This is a genomic window from Mycobacterium sp. Root135, from assembly GCF_001426545.1.
In the GTDB taxonomy this organism is placed as follows: Bacteria; Actinomycetota; Actinomycetes; order Mycobacteriales; family Mycobacteriaceae; genus Mycobacterium.
In genome coordinates, this window is record NZ_LMEZ01000007.1 from 305,453 (window position 1) to 321,888 (window position 16,436).

At 66.9% G+C, this 16,436-nt stretch carries 17 protein-coding genes; 9 read left to right on the forward strand and 8 right to left on the reverse strand.

What is annotated here, in order from left to right:
• Positions 1–104 precede the first annotated feature (104 nt).
• Genes ASD37_RS21695 through ASD37_RS21710 form a run of 4 tightly spaced genes read left to right on the forward strand, consistent with a single transcriptional unit; the run spans position 105 to position 3,925 of the window.
• Positions 105–1,580 carry an APC family permease gene (locus ASD37_RS21695; protein WP_056556298.1) on the forward strand — a complete coding sequence of 492 codons (1,476 nt, stop codon included), beginning with the start codon at positions 105–107 and terminating at the stop codon, positions 1,578–1,580.
• On the forward strand, positions 1,577–1,909 hold the full coding sequence (locus ASD37_RS21700; protein ID WP_200959959.1) for a TIGR04076 family protein: 333 nt from the start codon (positions 1,577–1,579) through the stop codon (positions 1,907–1,909). The genes ASD37_RS21695 and ASD37_RS21700 overlap by 4 nt, the downstream gene beginning before the upstream one ends.
• 2 nt (positions 1,910–1,911) lie before the next feature.
• Positions 1,912–2,943, forward strand: coding sequence for an LLM class flavin-dependent oxidoreductase (locus tag ASD37_RS21705; RefSeq protein WP_056556301.1), 1,032 nt, complete (start codon positions 1,912–1,914; stop codon positions 2,941–2,943).
• On the forward strand, positions 2,933–3,925 hold the full coding sequence (locus ASD37_RS21710) for an LLM class flavin-dependent oxidoreductase (RefSeq protein WP_056556304.1): 993 nt from the start codon (positions 2,933–2,935) through the stop codon (positions 3,923–3,925). The genes ASD37_RS21705 and ASD37_RS21710 overlap by 11 nt, the downstream gene beginning before the upstream one ends.
• 3 nt (positions 3,926–3,928) lie before the next feature.
• On the opposite strand, the gene ASD37_RS21715 is transcribed toward ASD37_RS21710, so the two are convergent.
• Together ASD37_RS21715 and ASD37_RS21720 are read right to left on the reverse strand one after the other, a co-directional pair.
• Positions 3,929–4,510 carry a nuclear transport factor 2 family protein gene (locus ASD37_RS21715; RefSeq protein WP_056556307.1) on the reverse strand — a complete coding sequence of 194 codons (582 nt, stop codon included), beginning with the start codon at positions 4,508–4,510 and terminating at the stop codon, positions 3,929–3,931.
• Positions 4,507–5,694 (reverse strand): flavin reductase family protein, encoded by a 1,188-nt coding sequence (locus tag ASD37_RS21720; protein ID WP_056556311.1) that lies wholly within the window; start codon positions 5,692–5,694, stop codon positions 4,507–4,509. Before ASD37_RS21720 ends, ASD37_RS21715 begins: the two co-directional genes overlap by 4 nt.
• 156 nt (positions 5,695–5,850) lie before the next feature.
• On the opposite strand from ASD37_RS21720, the gene ASD37_RS21725 reads away from it, so the two are divergent.
• The 3 genes from ASD37_RS21725 to ASD37_RS21735 are packed head-to-tail and all read left to right on the forward strand — an operon-like array spanning position 5,851 to position 8,126.
• Entirely contained in the window at positions 5,851–7,155 is a 1,305-nt protein-coding gene (locus ASD37_RS21725) for an amidase (RefSeq protein WP_056556315.1), read from the forward strand.
• Positions 7,152–7,457 carry a hypothetical protein gene (locus ASD37_RS21730; RefSeq protein ID WP_056556317.1) on the forward strand — a complete coding sequence of 102 codons (306 nt, stop codon included), beginning with the start codon at positions 7,152–7,154 and terminating at the stop codon, positions 7,455–7,457. Before ASD37_RS21725 ends, ASD37_RS21730 begins: the two co-directional genes overlap by 4 nt.
• A gap of 24 nt (positions 7,458–7,481) precedes the next feature.
• Positions 7,482–8,126 (forward strand): response regulator transcription factor, encoded by a 645-nt coding sequence (locus ASD37_RS21735; RefSeq protein ID WP_056556321.1) that lies wholly within the window; start codon positions 7,482–7,484, stop codon positions 8,124–8,126.
• Between the two features lie 4 nt (positions 8,127–8,130).
• On the opposite strand, the gene ASD37_RS21740 is transcribed toward ASD37_RS21735, so the two are convergent.
• From ASD37_RS21740 to ASD37_RS21765, 6 genes are read right to left on the reverse strand one after another with little or no spacing between them, the layout of a single operon-like run.
• Positions 8,131–9,081: a PDR/VanB family oxidoreductase gene (locus tag ASD37_RS21740; RefSeq protein WP_056556324.1), complete on the reverse strand. Its 951-nt coding sequence runs from the start codon at positions 9,079–9,081 to the stop codon at positions 8,131–8,133.
• Positions 9,082–9,119: 38 nt separating this feature from the next.
• Positions 9,120–9,887 (reverse strand): SDR family NAD(P)-dependent oxidoreductase, encoded by a 768-nt coding sequence (locus ASD37_RS21745; protein WP_056556327.1) that lies wholly within the window; start codon positions 9,885–9,887, stop codon positions 9,120–9,122.
• Positions 9,884–10,378 carry an aromatic-ring-hydroxylating dioxygenase subunit beta gene (locus ASD37_RS21750; protein WP_056556330.1) on the reverse strand — a complete coding sequence of 165 codons (495 nt, stop codon included), beginning with the start codon at positions 10,376–10,378 and terminating at the stop codon, positions 9,884–9,886. The genes ASD37_RS21745 and ASD37_RS21750 overlap by 4 nt, the downstream gene beginning before the upstream one ends.
• Positions 10,371–11,651, reverse strand: coding sequence for a Rieske 2Fe-2S domain-containing protein (locus tag ASD37_RS21755; protein ID WP_056556333.1), 1,281 nt, complete (start codon positions 11,649–11,651; stop codon positions 10,371–10,373). Before ASD37_RS21755 ends, ASD37_RS21750 begins: the two co-directional genes overlap by 8 nt.
• A gap of 8 nt (positions 11,652–11,659) precedes the next feature.
• Complete coding sequence (locus tag ASD37_RS21760; protein WP_056556336.1) at positions 11,660–12,022, reverse strand: hypothetical protein; 363 nt, start codon at positions 12,020–12,022, stop codon at positions 11,660–11,662.
• A gap of 30 nt (positions 12,023–12,052) precedes the next feature.
• Complete coding sequence (locus ASD37_RS21765) at positions 12,053–13,225, reverse strand: acyl-CoA dehydrogenase family protein (RefSeq protein WP_056556339.1); 1,173 nt, start codon at positions 13,223–13,225, stop codon at positions 12,053–12,055.
• Between the two features lie 260 nt (positions 13,226–13,485).
• On the opposite strand from ASD37_RS21765, the gene ASD37_RS21770 reads away from it, so the two are divergent.
• Together ASD37_RS21770 and ASD37_RS21775 are read left to right on the forward strand one after the other, a co-directional pair.
• A complete protein-coding gene (locus ASD37_RS21770; protein ID WP_056556341.1) occupies positions 13,486–14,940 on the forward strand; it encodes an aldehyde dehydrogenase family protein in 1,455 nt (484 codons plus the stop codon).
• A 106-nt stretch (positions 14,941–15,046) separates the two neighbouring features.
• The gene (locus ASD37_RS21775; RefSeq protein ID WP_056556344.1) at positions 15,047–16,426 is read left to right on the forward strand and encodes an NAD(P)/FAD-dependent oxidoreductase; all 1,380 of its coding nucleotides are present in this window, start codon (positions 15,047–15,049) and stop codon (positions 16,424–16,426) included.
• Positions 16,427–16,436 lie beyond the last annotated feature (10 nt).

The following is a 16,436-nucleotide window of genomic DNA, read 5'->3' on the forward strand; positions in this document are numbered from 1 at the left end:
AAAGCCGTTCGACCACATGCGTTACCACCGCGAAACAACCACGCAACACAGTGCTCCGACCATTCATTCAACGCACGTAGAACAACGGATCAGTGAGGACTTCGATGACCGACACGCCAGTCAAGCCCGGCTCCATACCGGGAACCAGCTCGGGCAGTGGCCAACTCACCAAGGGCGAACTCGGCACCACGCACCTGGTCGCCCAGTCGTTGGCAGTCGGCCCGATCACCTCCGCGGCACTCCTCGGCGGCGTGGTCGCGGCGAGAGGGGGCAGCGCGGGTCCGCTCTACCTGCTGATCGTCGTCGTCGGCATCCTCGGCCTCGGCGCGATCCTGGTCATGTTCGCCCGCCGCTACACCCATGCGGGGGTGATGTACGAGTACGTGGGCCGCAGCCTGGGACCCACCGCAGGCATCTCCACCGCAGGGTTCTACTACCTGGCGTACATCATCCTGGGCGGCCCGACGATGCTCATCGGCGCAGGCGTCCTCGGCAGCGACCTGTTCGAGTCCTACCTGGGCGTCTCCGTGCCGTTCTGGGTGATCTCCCTTGGCGTCCTGCTTCTGGTCGCAGCCGTCAACCTCCGGGGGGTTCAGCTTTCGGTGCGGGCTCAGCTGGTGATCTTCGTCGTCTCCGTCATCCCCTATCTCATCGTGGCCGTCGCCGTGATCGCCAAGGGCGGCGTCGCGGGCAACACGGCCCGGGTGTTCGATCCCAGCGCCCCTACCGCCGGCGCCTTCCTGCCTACGTTCATGTTCTGCGCGCTGTTGTTCGTCGGCGTCGAATCCGCGGCGTCTCTCGGCGAAGAGGCCCGCGAGCCCGCCAAGTCGGTTCCCCGCGCGATCATCCTGACGATTCTGATCGTCGCGGGCTTCTGCTTCCTCACCCAGTACGCCGGCACCATCGGTTTCGGGCTGGACAACGTCGCCGACACCTGGGCGTCCGATCCCCTTGGACTCTCCACCCTCGGCAGCACGTACGTCGGGTCCTGGATCTCACCGCTGCTGCAGTTGGGGCTGATCCTGGACATGGTGGCGGTGGCCATCGGGTTCATGTCGGCGTCGGCCCGCGGCGTCTTTGCCTTGTCGCGCGGCGGCCTGCTGCCCGCCGCCCTTGGCCGTACCAGCCGCTGGAAGACCCCCCACGCCGGGATCGCGGTCTTCGTCGTCGCGACCATCGCCGGCATCATTCCGGTCGTGATCCTCAGCGCGACAACGGGAATGGCGCCCTACACCGGCTTCATCATCGGCGCCTCCTTCGGCGGCCTCCTGGTGATGGTGGCCTACCTCGTGCTCATCGTCGCGGCAGGCAAACTGGTCGCCACCGGGCGCTGGGTGCGCAGCGGATGGATCGCCGTGGGACTCGCCCTTGCCACAGTGGGCGCGGGTGTCTTCGGATCGGTGTACCCGATGCCGACCGACGAGTCGCGTTACGGCATCTATGCAGCCCTGGTCCTGCTGGCCCTGGGCCTGGCATGGGGCTGTTACCACGGACTGATCCGCAAGCACACCCTCCCCGATCTGCACGACACCGTCGCCCCGCTGGACGGCGAGCCCACCAAGTCGAGCCAGCTCCTGTGAGCGCCGACGAGTCTCTGGACGAGATGACCCTGTTCAACCTCAGGGTCGAGGTGTGCGAAATCAAGGGCCGGTCCGTCTGCGGCATGAAGGTCGGCCACTACTTCGAGGTGAGCAACAGCGACCAGCTCACCCTGCCGGACGGACAACCGTTCTGCTACTGGGCGATTCAGTCCGTGCTGCCGCTGCTGCCTGCCAAGATGCGCAAGCTGCCGGCGGGTGACTGGCTCGAGCAGGACTCGATCGCCTGCTGCCCCGATCCCGAAGAGGGCCTGCTGATGAAGATCACCCGCACCGGAACCGTCACCATGAAGACCGCGGATCTGACGTGAGCATGGAGGTCGAATTCGGTGTCGGCTTCGGTGGCACCCTCGCCCCCTCCCAATACCCGGCGCTGGCCGCACGATTGGAGGAACTCGGCTTCGACGTCGCCACCGTCTTCGGCGACCTCATGATGCAACCTCCGGCCATGGTGCTGGCCACCATGGCCGAGGCGACGAGTCGAATCCGACTTGGGGTGGGCTGTTACACGCCGTGGACACATCACCCGGTCGAAATCGCCGGGCAGCTCGCCTATCTGGACCAGCTCTCCGAGGGCCGGGCGTTCATGGGCATCGTTCGCGGTGCATGGCTCGACCAACTCGGTCTGGACACCTCGAAGTCGCTGACCGCGGTCACCGACACCGTCGCGATAGTCAGGGCGTTGTTGTCCGGTTCGACCGAGGGCCACGACGGCCGCGTGTACAGCCTCGCCCCGGGGACCACGCCGTTCTATCCCGTTCTCCGTGAACGCATCCCACTGATGGTCGGGACGTGGAGTCCACGGCTGTCCGAATTCGCAGGGGTGCACGCCGACCAAGTTCAGGTCGGAGGCTGCGCCAACGCCGCCATGGCGCCCATCGTCCAAGAGTTCGTCACCGCCGGTGAGAAGTCGGTGGGCCGCGCGGCGGGATCGGTCGACGTGGTGCTCACGGCTGTCACCGTCGTCGACGAGGACGGTGACGCCGCTCGGGCGCGGGCGCGTACCGAGGTGGCGTTGCCCTTCGAGGTGATCGCGGGCTTGGACCGAACCGTCGAGGTCGACCCCGCACTGCTGGAGAAGATGGCCGGCCTGCTGCGCAACCACGAATACGAGGCGGCGGGTCGGCTCATCCCCGACGACCTGCTCGACAAGTTCACCTTTGCCGGCACGCCCGAGGAGGTGGCCGCGCATGCTGCCGCCGTCTACGACGCCGGCGTCACCCGCATCGAGTTCGACTCGCCCTTCGGCCTGACTCCGGCCACCGGGGTCGAGCTCCTCGGCACCCGCGTGCTGCCCATCCTCCGCGGCGCGGGATACCGTTCCAGGACAGCCGATGTCGGATAGTCAGGAGATCGGGATCGGGCTTGCCGGGTCGCTGCAACCCGCCGAGTACCGTGACATCGCCGTGCGCGCCGAGGATGCCGGTTTCGACGCCGTCACTGTGTTCGGCGACCTGATGTTCACCCCACCCGCGTTGGTCTTGCACACCATGGCCGGCGTGACCCGACGAATCAGGCTGGGGGTGGCCGCGTACTCACCGTGGACGCAACATCCGGTCGAGATCGCCGCCCAGATCGGCTATCTCGACCTCTTGTCGGGCGGACGCGCGTTCTACGGTGTGGTGCGGGGCGCCTGGATGGACCAGTTGTCCATCACTCAGGCCAAGGCGCTTCCCGCGATCCAGGACACCGTGGCCATCGTGACGGCCCTGCTCAGCGGTGACGAAGGCGGTCATAGAGGTGAGGTGTTCAGCCTCGAGGAGGGGACGCGGCTGTTGTTCGAACCCCTTCGCCCTCGGGTACCGCTTCTGATCGGGTCGTGGAGTCCCCGGTTGGCGAGATTGGCCGGGCTGTTGGCCGACGAACTGCAGGCCGGTGGTTGCGCCAATCCCGCGATGGTGCCGATCTTGGCGGCCATGGCTGGCAACGACGAGCCACGTCGACCCGGGATCTGCCTGAACGCCGTCACCGTCGTCGACCACGATCGCGCCGCCGCGCGTGCTGCCGCCCGAACCGCCGTCGCCCCCTACTTCGACGTCGTCGCCGGCCTGGACCGGACCATCGAACTCGACCCCGAACTGCTGAGTCGCGTCCGCACGCATTGCAGCGCAGGCGAGTACGTCGAGGCGGGCCGTCTCATCCCCGACGACGTGTTGGGGCGATTCGCCTTCAGCGGTACGCCTGCCGAGGTCGCCGACCACGCTGCGGCCGTCCTTGACGCGGGCGCTCAGCGCGTCGAATTCGACACGCCCTTCGGACTCACTCCGGCCAGCGGGATCGACCTGTTGTGCGACGAGGTGATCGGTCGCGTTCGAGCGGCGCTGTGAGGACTACGAGTCCAGCGCGGGCGACGACCGCGGCAGAAGCACCGACTGCGAGATCAGGCTCTTGGTCCAGTCATCCGGCAGGTCGGCGATGAACAGGCTCTCCGTGCGGTAATGCGCGATGCGCCAACCGCTCTCGGTGTCACGAAACTGGACGTGCAGGCGGCTCGAGCGCAACAGCGAGGTGCCGTCCTCGTAGATCCACGGCTGGAACTGCACCCACGTTCCCTCCGCCGCCGTCGGCGTCGCCACCAGGCATTCCGTGCTCAGGTAGTGGGTGTTGAAGACCAGCCGCGGATTCTCGACGCCGAAGAACGCCGACATGTGTTCCGCGATCGCCGCGGGGCCGACCTTGCGCCCGAATTGGGCGCCGTGTGCACCACCGACGCCCTCCCAGACCGCATCCTCGGCGAAGAGTCCGCCGATGGCGTCGGCGCGTCGATCGTCGGACATCCGATACTCCGGGAGCGGTGCGTCGCACAGGAACATGTACCGGCCCAGTAGTCTTCGGGCCGCCGACTCGGCCCGGAGGACCGCGACCTCGGCCGCCAACGCGTCCAGGTCCCGCCTGAGGTCGTCGTCGCTCATGCCGACGCCACGCCCCCTTCGAGGATCGCCACGACCGACCGGGCGTCCGCCAGCCACTGCTTGACGGTCGCGCCGGTGGCCTGCAGCGGCAGCTGCGCAAGCCGCAGGGTAAGGGTGTAGTTGCCGTTGCGGTCGCGCACCGGCAACACCAGCGAGCCGACGTCGTAGTGCTGGGCCTCGTCCAGTTCGCGCGGCCGGTAGTCGACGAGGGTGTGCCGGATCGATTCCCCGATCTGGCGCTCCTGCGACGGGGTCAGCCGACCCGTCTCGTAGGTCTTGGTGGCCTCACGCATCGGCGCGTAGGCCGCCTGCCCCTCGGCGGGCAGGAACGACACCAGGTAGCCGTTCTCCCGCACGAACGCCAGCCGGTCCCGGTGGACGACCTTCTCGGCCTCGTCGCCGTTGCGGAGCTTGGCAATCCAGCGCTCCTGCTCGTCGACGGAGAGATCGAAGAGGTAGGTGTCCCCGATCGGCGGGACGAGCGGAATGCGTTGCCCGAGGTTCGAATCGCCGTCGACTCCGGCTCCGGTGGCCTGCAGGACGGTCGCCATCTCGTCGGCGCTGACGGCGGTGAACACCGACACCGCGCAACCGATTCGCGCCGCGAGCGCCTCGACGTCGGCGCGCGCCGCATGCGCGGCGTGGATCGCCGGGAGGATCTCGTGGTCCATCCGCGCCATCAGGGACGTACAGACGAAGCTTCCGTACCCGCCCTGGAAGAAGATCAGCGGGGCCACCGGGTTGGTGACCGCGAGATCGTCGACGGCACACAGCACGATCCAGTGGTCGCCGGCCTCGACGACCTGCTCGACGTGCGTGTCGATCCAGGCGATCGAGTCCGCGAGCACCGGGTCGCCCGACGGGGAGCCGAACCAGTCGATGCCGTCCAGCTTGTTCTCCCAGCGCTGCGCGATGGTCAGCACCTCTCGCTCCTGCTCGCCGCCGACGATGTTGACGCACAACGAGGTGCAGTCCCTCATTCGGTCGAACGTGCGCGAGGTCTTCATCGGCATGAACGACACCAGGGGTGGGTCAAGCGACACCGAGCTGAAGGTTCCGACGACCAGCGCCAGAATCTCCCCGTCGGCGTCTCGACCGGTGACCACGGCTACGCCCGTCGGATAGTGTCCGGTGACTTCACGGAATACCTTCTGGTCAACGGGTGCTGAAGTGACACTGGACATTTGCGGTCTCCTGCACGTTCCAAAATGAATGGACGAACGTCGAACAGCACCCAAGCTATGGCGCGACCCACTACACCGGTAGACGCAAAACCTTTACTGTCGCGCGTGCCGCCCGGCGGCCACACTGGGGACGAGGAACGAAGAGGAGTAACGAAGGTGAACGCGCCCCTGTGGAGCCAACCCATCCGTGAACAGACCGCTGCGACGGGATCCGTCCCTGGCACGACGGGCGTTCTCGTCCAACGGACGCGCGAGCAGATCGAAGCGCGCGAGCCCGACCTGAGGGCATGGGTGACGCTGTCCCCCGACATCGCCGCCGAGGCCGCGCTGGTCGACGGAACCGAGGGCAACCTGCCGCTGCGGGGAATCTCGCTGGGCGTCAAGGATCTCGTCGACGTCGAGGGCTTGCCGACGCGCGCCGGTTCGTCGATCACGGACCCGACACCCGCGACGAAGGACGCCGACTGCGTGGCCCGACTGCGCCGCCTCGGCGCCGTGGTGCAGGGCAAGACGGTCACGACGGAATTCGGCTACTTCGCCCCAGGACCCACCAGCAACCCTCGGGTGGCCGGGCACACCCCCGGCGGGTCGTCGAGCGGGTCGGCGGCCGCGGTCGGCTCGGGCAGCATTCCCCTCGCCCTCGGCACGCAGACCGCCGGCTCGCTGACTCGGCCCGCCTCCTTCTGCGGCGCGGCGGGCATGGTGCTCGCCCACGGGACGGCCGACATGTCCGGCATCACCGGCCTCAGCGAGTCCCTCGACTCGCTGGGACTGCTGACGCGCTCGGTCGACGACCTCCAAACGGTGTACCGCGCACTGTACGAGCCCAATCCGGCGGCTGGACGTGACGGTCCCGTATTCGTCTGGCACGGAAGCGAACTCGACGTCGTGAGCCCGTCGATGCAGAAGCTGGTAGGTGCACTGCCCTCACTGCTCGAGGCAGTGGGCGTCGAGTCACGGCCGCTGGACTGGGACGACCACGTGCGGTCCCTGGCCGCCGACCATGCCGTGGTGATGGCCCGGGAAGCCGCCCACACCCGGGACACCGAATTGCGCTGCCACGGCGATGCACTCAGCGGTCCGCTTCGACAGTTGCTCGAGCAGGGTGCGCAGATTGGGCTGGACGACTATGAATCCGCCCTGGTCCGGCGGGACCGCAGCCTCGAGCTGCTCGCCGGCGTCCTCGGTCACGACGGACTGGTCATCGGGCCCGCCGCTCTCGGTCCTGCACCGCGGGGTTTGGCGGCCACCGGGTCACCGATCCTCAGCAGGCCCTGGCAACTGCTCGGCATGCCCGTCGTCATCGTCCCCGGCGCGGCGACCACCGCGGGCCTGCCGCTTGGCATTCAGCTCATCGGGCTGCCAGGACGCGAAGGCGACCTGCTCGACCTCGCGGTGAAACTCGAAGCAGCACTGCGGGACCTGTCGCCCGTACCCGACGAGGCAGGAGCTCGTCCATGACGATCACCCCGCGCCCCGTCAACCACCATCGGCTGTTCCTCACCTGCTACGAGGACACCTTCAACTACGGCTGGCACCACGTCGACCTGTTCGTCCACGACGAGCTTGGCCGTGAGGTGAACTGGGTGCACTGGACGGTCGAAGCCGATGGCCCCGAGGCCGCCGACGCCTCGGTACGCCAGGAAGAGCCGTGGCTGGTCCGGACGACACCGTGGCAACATCACCTCAGTTCCGTCGGCGCGAGCTACTGGACGGCCGACGCGAACTGGGACGACGAGTTGAGTTCGACACCCCCGAGCTAGGATCGGCTTCGGAAGCGAGGACGCATGACCAGCGACATCAGCACCGCGACCGGAGTGACGGTCTACGTCGTCGACGACGATCCCGAACTGTGCGAGTCGGTCGACTGGCTGCTGGACAGCATCGGCATCAAACCCGTCATCTGTCACAGCGCGGACGCCTTCCTCGCAATCTACGACGGCAGCCACCCGGCGTGCATCGTCCTCGACGTCCGGATGCCACAGATGAGCGGGACGCGGCTGCAGGAGAAGCTCAACGAGTTCGCCGCGCACGTCGCGATCATCTTCGTCTCCGCCCACGGCGACATTCGCATGTCGGTGTCGACGTTGCAGGCCGGGGCCCTCGACTTCCTCGAGAAACCCTATGAGCCCCAACGTCTTCTCGACGCGGTTCAGGCTGGGGTCGAGCACGCGAAGAACCGCTTCCATCAGTCCGACGCGCGGAAGGCCGTGCAATCCAAGGTGGATTCACTCACGCCGAGGGAACGCGAGATCCTCGCTCTGGTCGTCGAGGGGCTGCCGAGCCAGAACATCGCGCGCCGACTGGGAATGAGCGTCAAGACCGTCGACGTGCACCGCACCCGGATCAAGAGCAAGACCGACGCCGACAGCATCAGCACCCTGGTGCGCGACATCCTGCGCTACGGCGTGACCATTCCCGCCCAGCCGTGACGGCTCAGTAGTAGTCGAGCACCAGGAGCGGGTCGGTGGTCCGAGACACGCAGACCGCCATCACTTCTCCCGCTGTGCGCTCCGCGGCGGTCAGCACGCTGTCGCGGTGGTCGGGGACGCCCTTGAGGACCTGCATGATGCACGTCCCGCAGATGCCCTCCTGACACGAGGTGTCGACGTCGCAGCCGTTCTCCTGCAGCACCTCGACGATGCTTCGGTCGGCGGGCACGTGGTAGGTCTCGCCGTCCAGTTCGACGTCGAATGGCGTGCGCTCGCCGGCGCCGGGTTGTTCGGAGGCGTGGAAGTTCTCGACGTGCACGCTGGCGGCCGGCAGGTAGCGCTCGGCGATCGCACTGACCTTGGTCATGAATCCGTCGGGACCACACACGTAGGCGTGCGTCGCCTCCGGCGCGGCAGCCAACGCACCGGCGAGCAGGCTCTCCTGGTCCTCGCGTGACGCACCGACGTGTGCGTGCAACTTCTCGGGGCACCGTTCCCTGAGTAGCGGCAGGAATGCGGCCTCGGCCTCGGTGCGCGCAAAGTAGTGCAGTTCGAAGCTAATTCCGTGCACGTCCATGTAGCGGGCCATGCTCAGCATCGGCGTGATGCCGATTCCTGCGGCGACGAGGATGTGGTGCGTGCCGTCGGGGGCGATCTGCAGAAGGTTCCGCGGTTCACTGATCTTGAGCGTGTCGCCGACCTGGACGTCGTGCAACGCCACCGATCCCCCGCGCGAGTTCTCCTCCCGCTTCACCGCGACCAGGTAGCTGTCCGGGTCGTCGGGACGGCTGCACAACGAGTACTGCCGGGTGACCGCGGTGGGTCCCACCACGTCGACGTGGGCGCCGGGGAGGTACCTGCCCAACGGCGTGCCGTCCGGCCGCGCCAGTTGCAGGGACTTCACCGTCGGCGTTTCCTGCACGATGCCGGTCACGACGACGTCGATGAGTGCCACGGGTGTCTGCTTTCTCTCTGAGGGGTTGGGTGCGGCGTTCAGCGCACGTACAGGCCGCCGTTGACGTCCCAGCACGCGCCGGTCACGAAGAAGGCGTCGTCGGCCACCAGGAGGGCGACCATGTCCGCGACGAAGGACGCACTTCCCAACCGGCCAACGGGGATTCCGGCGATCACCGCCTTCAGTTTGTTCGGGGGTACGGTCGCCTTCACCACCGGAAGGTCGTGTGGGCCTGGGGCGATGGCGTTGACGGTGACACCCTTGGCGGCCAGTTCCTTGGCGAAGATCTTGGTGACGGTCAGGATGGCACCCTTCGACGCCGCGTAGTGCCCGCCGGTTGCCGTTCCGCCGTTCTGGCCCGCCAACGAGGCCATGTTCACGATCCGCCCGAATCCCTGCTCCGCCATGGCCGCTCCGAACACCTGGCACCCGAAGAAGGCGGCGTCGACGTTGGTGGTCAACACCCGGTTGAACTCGTCGGCGCCCAGCGTCATCAGGTCCGCCGCCTGGGTGACCGCCGCGTTGTTCACCACGATGGTCGGTGACCCCCAAAATCGTTGGCATTGCTTCAGACCGGAGACGAAGTCGTCACGGCTGGCGACGTCGAGACGGATGCCGCGGGCGGTGGAGCCGTCGGGTGACAGCACGGTCGCCAACGCCTCGACCGCGTCGATGGCCAGATCGGTCAGCAGCACCCGGTGGCCGTCGGAATGCAGCCGGCGGGCGATGTGCGAGCCCATCCCGCCTGCGGCCCCGGTGACGACGGCGATGCCGGTGCTCTTACTGATGGTCACAGCGGTGCTCATAGTAGGAACCCGAACGCGCCGACCGCGTCCTCGCTGTCGATCAGCCGGGCCACCTTGAGCGAGATCTTGTCGCCGCCGCCGTCCAACGAAACCCGGTGGGTGAGTTCGGCACCGATGGTGGTGAACTTGTTGCGCTTGAACGCACTGAGGATCTGCGCCGACTTCACCGTCACGGCGTCGTCCGCCACGCTCTCGACGGTGAACCTGGACACCACGCGGACCGTGCGGGCCGCCGCCACCGCGGACTGCGAGTAGCCCTGCAGCATGCGCTCGACACGAAGACGCCGCATCCGCTTGTCGTCGTACACCATGTTCAGCGACGACTCGAAGTCCTCGGTGTCCGGATCGATCGGGACGACGTAGCGGGCGTCGTCGGTGTACATCGACTCCCACTGCAGGTAGTCCTTGGCGTCGAGAAGTGCTGCCTCACGCCAGATCAGCTCAATGGCGCGGAGGACGCGCGGATCGGAGAATCCCAGGACGTCAGTCATCGCTCATCAACTTCTTCCACATTCCGTAGGACTCCCGCATCCCCGTCTCGTCGGTGACGTGGGCGGTTGGCCAGCCCTCGGCGGTGATCCGTTCACGGTTCTCGCCCCGGTTCACCAGGATTGGCATCAGCGGGTTTCCGCCTGCTCCGATCTGCACCCGGTCCCAGCCCTCCGCGTCGTCGGGGCTGCCGAACCCGAACGGACCCTGGAAGTGCTCGTGGATGCGCAGCCGTTCCCGGTTGACGCTCTCCGGTCCGCCGTCCATCCCGATGGCCATGTGCCACACCTCGGTCACGTCGACGCTGATCGGAATCAGCACCCGGAAGAACGACGACGACATCGCGATGTTGGGAAACATGTTGAGGTTGAAGCCGCTTCCGTGCATCGAGCGCATGTACCGGCGGATGCGCTCGGGACTGTCTCCGGCGGCGGTGAGTTCGTCCACCAGGTGTTGGAACCGCGGCTGGATCTCCTCTTCGCCGTGGTCGACGTCGAGGTCGGCGTGGGCTGCGGCCATGATCGCCACGCTGTGGCCGTTGCCCAGCGCGTGCGTCACCGCGTCGGGATCGTCCATGAACGACATCATGTTCGCGGTCTCGGCGTCGACGGACGCCATCCACGACTTGTGCACCATCGGAAAGTGGTAGCCGTCGGTGGTGTTCTCGAGCTGGATCTTCCAGTTGCCGCGAAAGCGGAACTTGTGCGCACCAAGCACCTTGGTGGGAAATCCGTTGGACTGCTTGAAGAAGCGCTCCATCCAGATCTTCGCGTCGCCAAGGAAGTCCTCGAGGGGCTCCGCATCGGCGTTGAAGGTGGCGAAGATCATCCCGAGGTAGCTCTCGGTCCGCAGCGTTTGCAGGGGGTAGTCGGCCTTGTCGACGACGCCCTCGTAGCCGTCCGGGTACGGGATTCCGCGCAGTCGCCCGTCCAGGGTGTAGGACCAGTTGTGGTACGGGCAGGTGAAGCCGTTGGCCTTGCCGCTGCGTTGGTCGCAGACGGTGGCACCGCGGTGGCGGCAGCGGTTGAGCAGGGTGTTGAAGTTGCCCTTCCGGTCCCGGTTCACGATGACGGGCTGATCCCCGACCTGGGTGGTCTTGAACGAGCCCGCCTCCGGGATCTCGCTCTCGTGGGCCACCCAGACCCAGGTCCGGTAGAAGATCTTCTTCATCTCTTCGTCGAAGATCGCGGGGTCGGTGTAGAGCTGGCCGGCCACGCGGTCGGTGCCTGCGAGGTCGCCGTACTGCGGTTCGGCGGGGCTTTCGATGGTGGTCATGGTGGTCCTCAGATCTCGACGTCGTCGCGAATGGTCAGTTCGCGGCCCATGCGAGCCTCGATCTTGAAGAACTTCCACAGCGCGTACTCACCGATCATGGTCGTGCGCAACAGGTTGCACACCGCCCTGACCGTCTGCTGGTCGCGCACGTCGGCCAGCACGTAACACGTCCACGGCCAGCCGTCCGACGGACCGACCATGTGTGCGTCGTCGTCGAAGGTGCCGATGACGTCGACGCCGTCCATGTGCTTGAGGTTGGTCAGCATCGTCGAGATGCCGATCCAGACCGGGCCGATCTCGTTCTTGGGCAGGTCGAAGAAGTTCTGGTTGTTGCCGATGCAGAACAGCGTGCGTAGCGGTTCGGTACTCAAGGTGGGGTCTCCTGTGAAGTGGGTGAATGGTTAAGGGAAGCTGGGCATCCCGGCATCGAGACCGAGCATGACCGCACCGGCGCCCTCGTAGGTGTTGGTCTGGAGCATGGCGTGCTGGGCGGGCACCAACGCGTCGCGGAGGTAGCGCTGGAGGGGGTGGTTCTCGTAGATGGCGCCCGTGCCGGCGAGGTCGAAGGCTTCCAAGACCACCCGGCGTCCAACGTGGGCGGCATGGGTTGCGCCAAGGCGCAGCAGCGCGCGGTCCTGCGCGGTGATGGTCGTACCGTCGACGGCCTTGGCCCACACCTCGTCGGTGCTCTCGTAGAAGAATGCACGCGCCGAACGCAATTCGGCCTCGGCCTTGCCAAGCCCGGCCTTGAAGGCCGGGCGGTTGCCCTTCGCGTTGCCTCCGGTGATCGACGTGTGCGCCGCGCCGACCTCGAGGCAGTAGTCGAGCGCTCCCCGGGCCGCGCCGAGCGTGACCACCGCCAAAACCTGTGCGGCGTATGCCAGCGACGGGTACCGGGTCAGCGGCTCGTCGATGGTGGGCGCCCCACCGCGGATGAACGTCATCTCCTCTGGCACGAACAGGTTCTCGACGCGAAGTGCATGGGAGCCAGTCGCTCTCATCCCGGCGACGTCCCAGTTCTCCACGATCTCGAGGTCGCTCGGCGACACCAGCGCCGTCAGCGGTTTGCCGCCGGTCTCGGGTCCACCGGTCAGGCCGATCCCGATGAGGTCGGCGCCGCGACATCCGCTCGCGAATTGCCACACACCGGTGCACAGGTAGCCGCCAGGGACCCGCTCGGCCTCTTGCAGGGGGAACAACCCCGCCGAGAAGGCGAGATCTGGTCCGTCGGCGTAGATGTCACGCTGCGACTCGACGGGCAGCGCAGCGAGGTAGACCAAGGACGAACCGAAGCTCGACACCCATCCGGTGGCCGGATCGACCGCGGAGATGCGTTCGACGAGCTTCATGAACGTCGAGGGCGCCATCGGCTCSCCGCCGAATTCCGTTGGAGTCGCGGCCCGGTACATGCCGGCCTTCTTGAGCAGGTGAACGAAGTCGGCGGGAACGTAGTGCTGCGCGTTGAACTCGTCACGACGTTCACGCAGCACGTCGAGTGCCGCGTCGAACGCCCGATCCCTCGGCGCGCCGGCGGGCTCCGCCGCCACCCTGGGTGCCGCGTTCCGTGTCAGCATCGCTGTCTCCGTTCAGATGTGTGATCAGCCGTCCCGAACGTTACGGAGGCCGCCCGGCCCGGGGTATCGGGATTTACTCCGCCACCACTAAGGCAATCCCCTATTGCGGTTGGGCCGGCGCCAGCGGAGTAAAGGAATCTGTAGACCCGCGTTGGAAAGATCCAGTAGAGCCCCCACGGGGGGTGCCGCTACGTTGGGCTCGTCCCATCGCGTGCGCCCGTTGGCCGACACGTGATCGCGCTGTATCAAAGGAGCATCCGATGATCGACATCTCCTCCGTCAACACCGAACTGTTCGTCGGCGGCGCCTGGACGCCCGCCTCGGAGTCGTTCACGACGCTCAACCCGGCCACCGGTCAACCGCTCGCCGACCTCGCCGCCGCGTCAAAGGCGGACGTCGACGCCGCCGTCGCCGCGGCCACTGCGGCCTTTCGGGGCGAGTGGGGTTCGACGGCCCCGTCACGCAAGGGCGCGTTGCTCAACCGACTGGCCGATCTGGTCGAGCGCGACGGCGAGATCCTGGCCCAGCTCGAGTCGCTCGACATGGGCCGCCCGTTCGGGATGAGCGTGCAGCTGATGGTGCCCAATCTCGTTGCCACCCTTCGCTACTACGCGGGGTGGGCCGACAAGATCAACGGCGAGCAGATCTCCACCGACGGCTACCTTGGGCAGCCGATCCCGGTGCACGCGTACACCCTGCGCGAGCCGCTCGGCGTGGTGGCGGCCATCGTGCCGTGGAACGCCCCGCTGATGATCCTTGGCTGGAAGATCGCTCCCGCGCTGGCCGCAGGCAACACGATCATCGTCAAGCCCGCCGAGGACGCGTCGCTGTCGATCCTGCACCTTGCCGCGCTGGTCGACGAGGCTGGCTTCCCGGCAGGCACCGTGAACGTACTCACCGGAATTGGAGCGGTGACCGGTGAGGCTCTCGCCGCGCATCCGGGCATCAAGAAGATCTCGTTCACCGGTTCGACGGAAGTGGGCCGTTCGATCCTGCGGAGTTCCGCCTCGAACTTCAAGCGCACGGCGCTCGAGCTGGGCGGCAAGGCGCCCCAAATCGTCTTCGCCGACGCCGATCTCGCCGCCGCCGTGCAGGGCTGTGCCATGGGCATGTTCTTCAACCAGGGCGAGGTGTGCGCCGCGGGCACGCGGGTGATGGCCCATCGCTCGGTGTACGACGCCCTCGTCGAGGGCCTGAAGGCGGCGGCCGAGGCCCAGGTGCTCGGTGACCCCTTCGATCCCCTCAGCACGATGGGCCCCCTGGTCAACGCCCGCCAACGCGACCGTGTGGTGGGCTATCTGCAAACCGGCGTCGATGAGGGGGCGACCGTGGTGACCGGCGGCAAGGCACCCGATCGTCCCGGGTTCTTCGTCGAGCCGACCGTGTTCGCGGGCACCAACGACATGCGGGTGGCGCGGGAGGAGATCTTCGGTCCCGTCGGCATTGTGATCCCGTTCGACACCGACGACGAGGCTCTGCAACTGGCCAACGACAACGTGTACGGCCTGTCGGCGACCGTGTGGACCCGCGACGTGGGACGTGCCCACTCCGTGGCCGCCAAAATCGAAGCCGGGGCCATCGGGGTCAACGGTTGGTCGCCTCTGGCGCCACAGCTTCCGTGGGGCGGCGTCAAGTCCAGCGGTGTCGGCCGGGAACTGGGCTACGAGGGCATCCTGTCCTATACGGAGACCAAGACCGTTGCCGTCGTGTTGTGACTAAGGATTTCTTGCGTGGCCGTTTTGCGCCGGCCGTCGTAAGCTACGTCACAGATGTTTCTACACACGTAGAGCCAACGTAAGCCCTCGACACCAGGCGGTTCACATGCCCGACACCTCAGCTGCTCCTCACACCCAGCCGCACCCACTGCGTCGCTCCGTCGTCGTGGTCGGGGCCGGCTTCTCCGGGCTGATCGCCGCCCGCGAGCTCGAGGCGGCGGGAGTCGACGTCACGGTCTTCGAAGCTCGAGACCGGATCGGCGGTCGCGCCTGGACCGACGAGCGGCTTGGTGGTCACGCCTTGGAGATGGGCGCCACGTGGGTGCACTGGATGCAACCCTTCGTGTGGACCGAGATCACCCGCTACGGCCAGGAGATCTACCCGAGCCCCGACGTCGACCAGGCCTACTGGGTCAGCGGTGACCAAGTGTTCGAGGGAACCGAACACGATCTCGACGTGGCGCTGACGCCGTTGCAGGAGAGGATCTTCGAGGGCTCACGCGACTTCTTTCCCTACCCGCACCGGCCGTTCGCCATCCTCGAGGACGACGCGAGCGACACCGAGCTGCGCGAGCGCTTCCTCAAGGCCGACACCGGCAGTGTCTTGGACTGTCTGCGCAATGGTGACTTCAGCCAGGAGCAGATCGACCTGGCCGACTCGTACTGGTCGGCGGCCTACCAGGGGTCGACGGCCACCGCGTCACCCTTGATGGCCAAGCACTGGGCGGCGCTCAGCGACCACCGAAGCGCCCTGATGGACGAGCAGACCCTGCGCTTCAAGCTCGTCAAGGGGATGCGCGGCCTCTACAACGCCATCGCCGCGGACCTGCGGTGCCAGGTGCAGCTCGACACCGCGGTGGCGGCCATCGCGCACGACGAGACCGGCGTGCGGATAACCCTCGCCGACGGCACCGTTCACGCGGCCGACGCCGTCATCGTCACCGCGCCGATCGGCGCACTGAAGAACCTCGAGTTCTCCCCTGCCCTCGCCGACGGCCAGCAGCAGGTCGCCCGGGAGGGCTCGAACTCCACGGGCTTCAAGATCTGGATCAAGGTCGAGGGACACCACGCGATCATCGCGGGAGCGCCCGGCGACAACCCGATCTCCTTGATGCGCAGCGAGAAGTTCCTCGACGACGAGAATGCCACCATCCTGGTCGGTTTCGGCTCGGACCACTCCTCGATCACCCTGGACGACGTCGAGTCGGCCCAGCGCGCGATCAACGTGTGGCGGCCCGATCTGAATGTCGTCGACTGCGGAGGTCACGACTGGGTCGCCGACAAGTGGTCGGGGCAGACCTGGGCGACCCTGAGGTCCGGCCAGTTCTTCAACGGCTGGAGTCTGTTTCAGCAGTCCGACACCCGGCTGAAGTTCGCCGGGGCCGACTACGCGAGTGGCTGGAACGGCGTCGTCGTCGACGGCGCCATCGAGTCCGGAATCACGGCCGCCCGCTCACTCATCAGCGAGTTCCGCTCGGCGCCATAGCCTTCAAGGC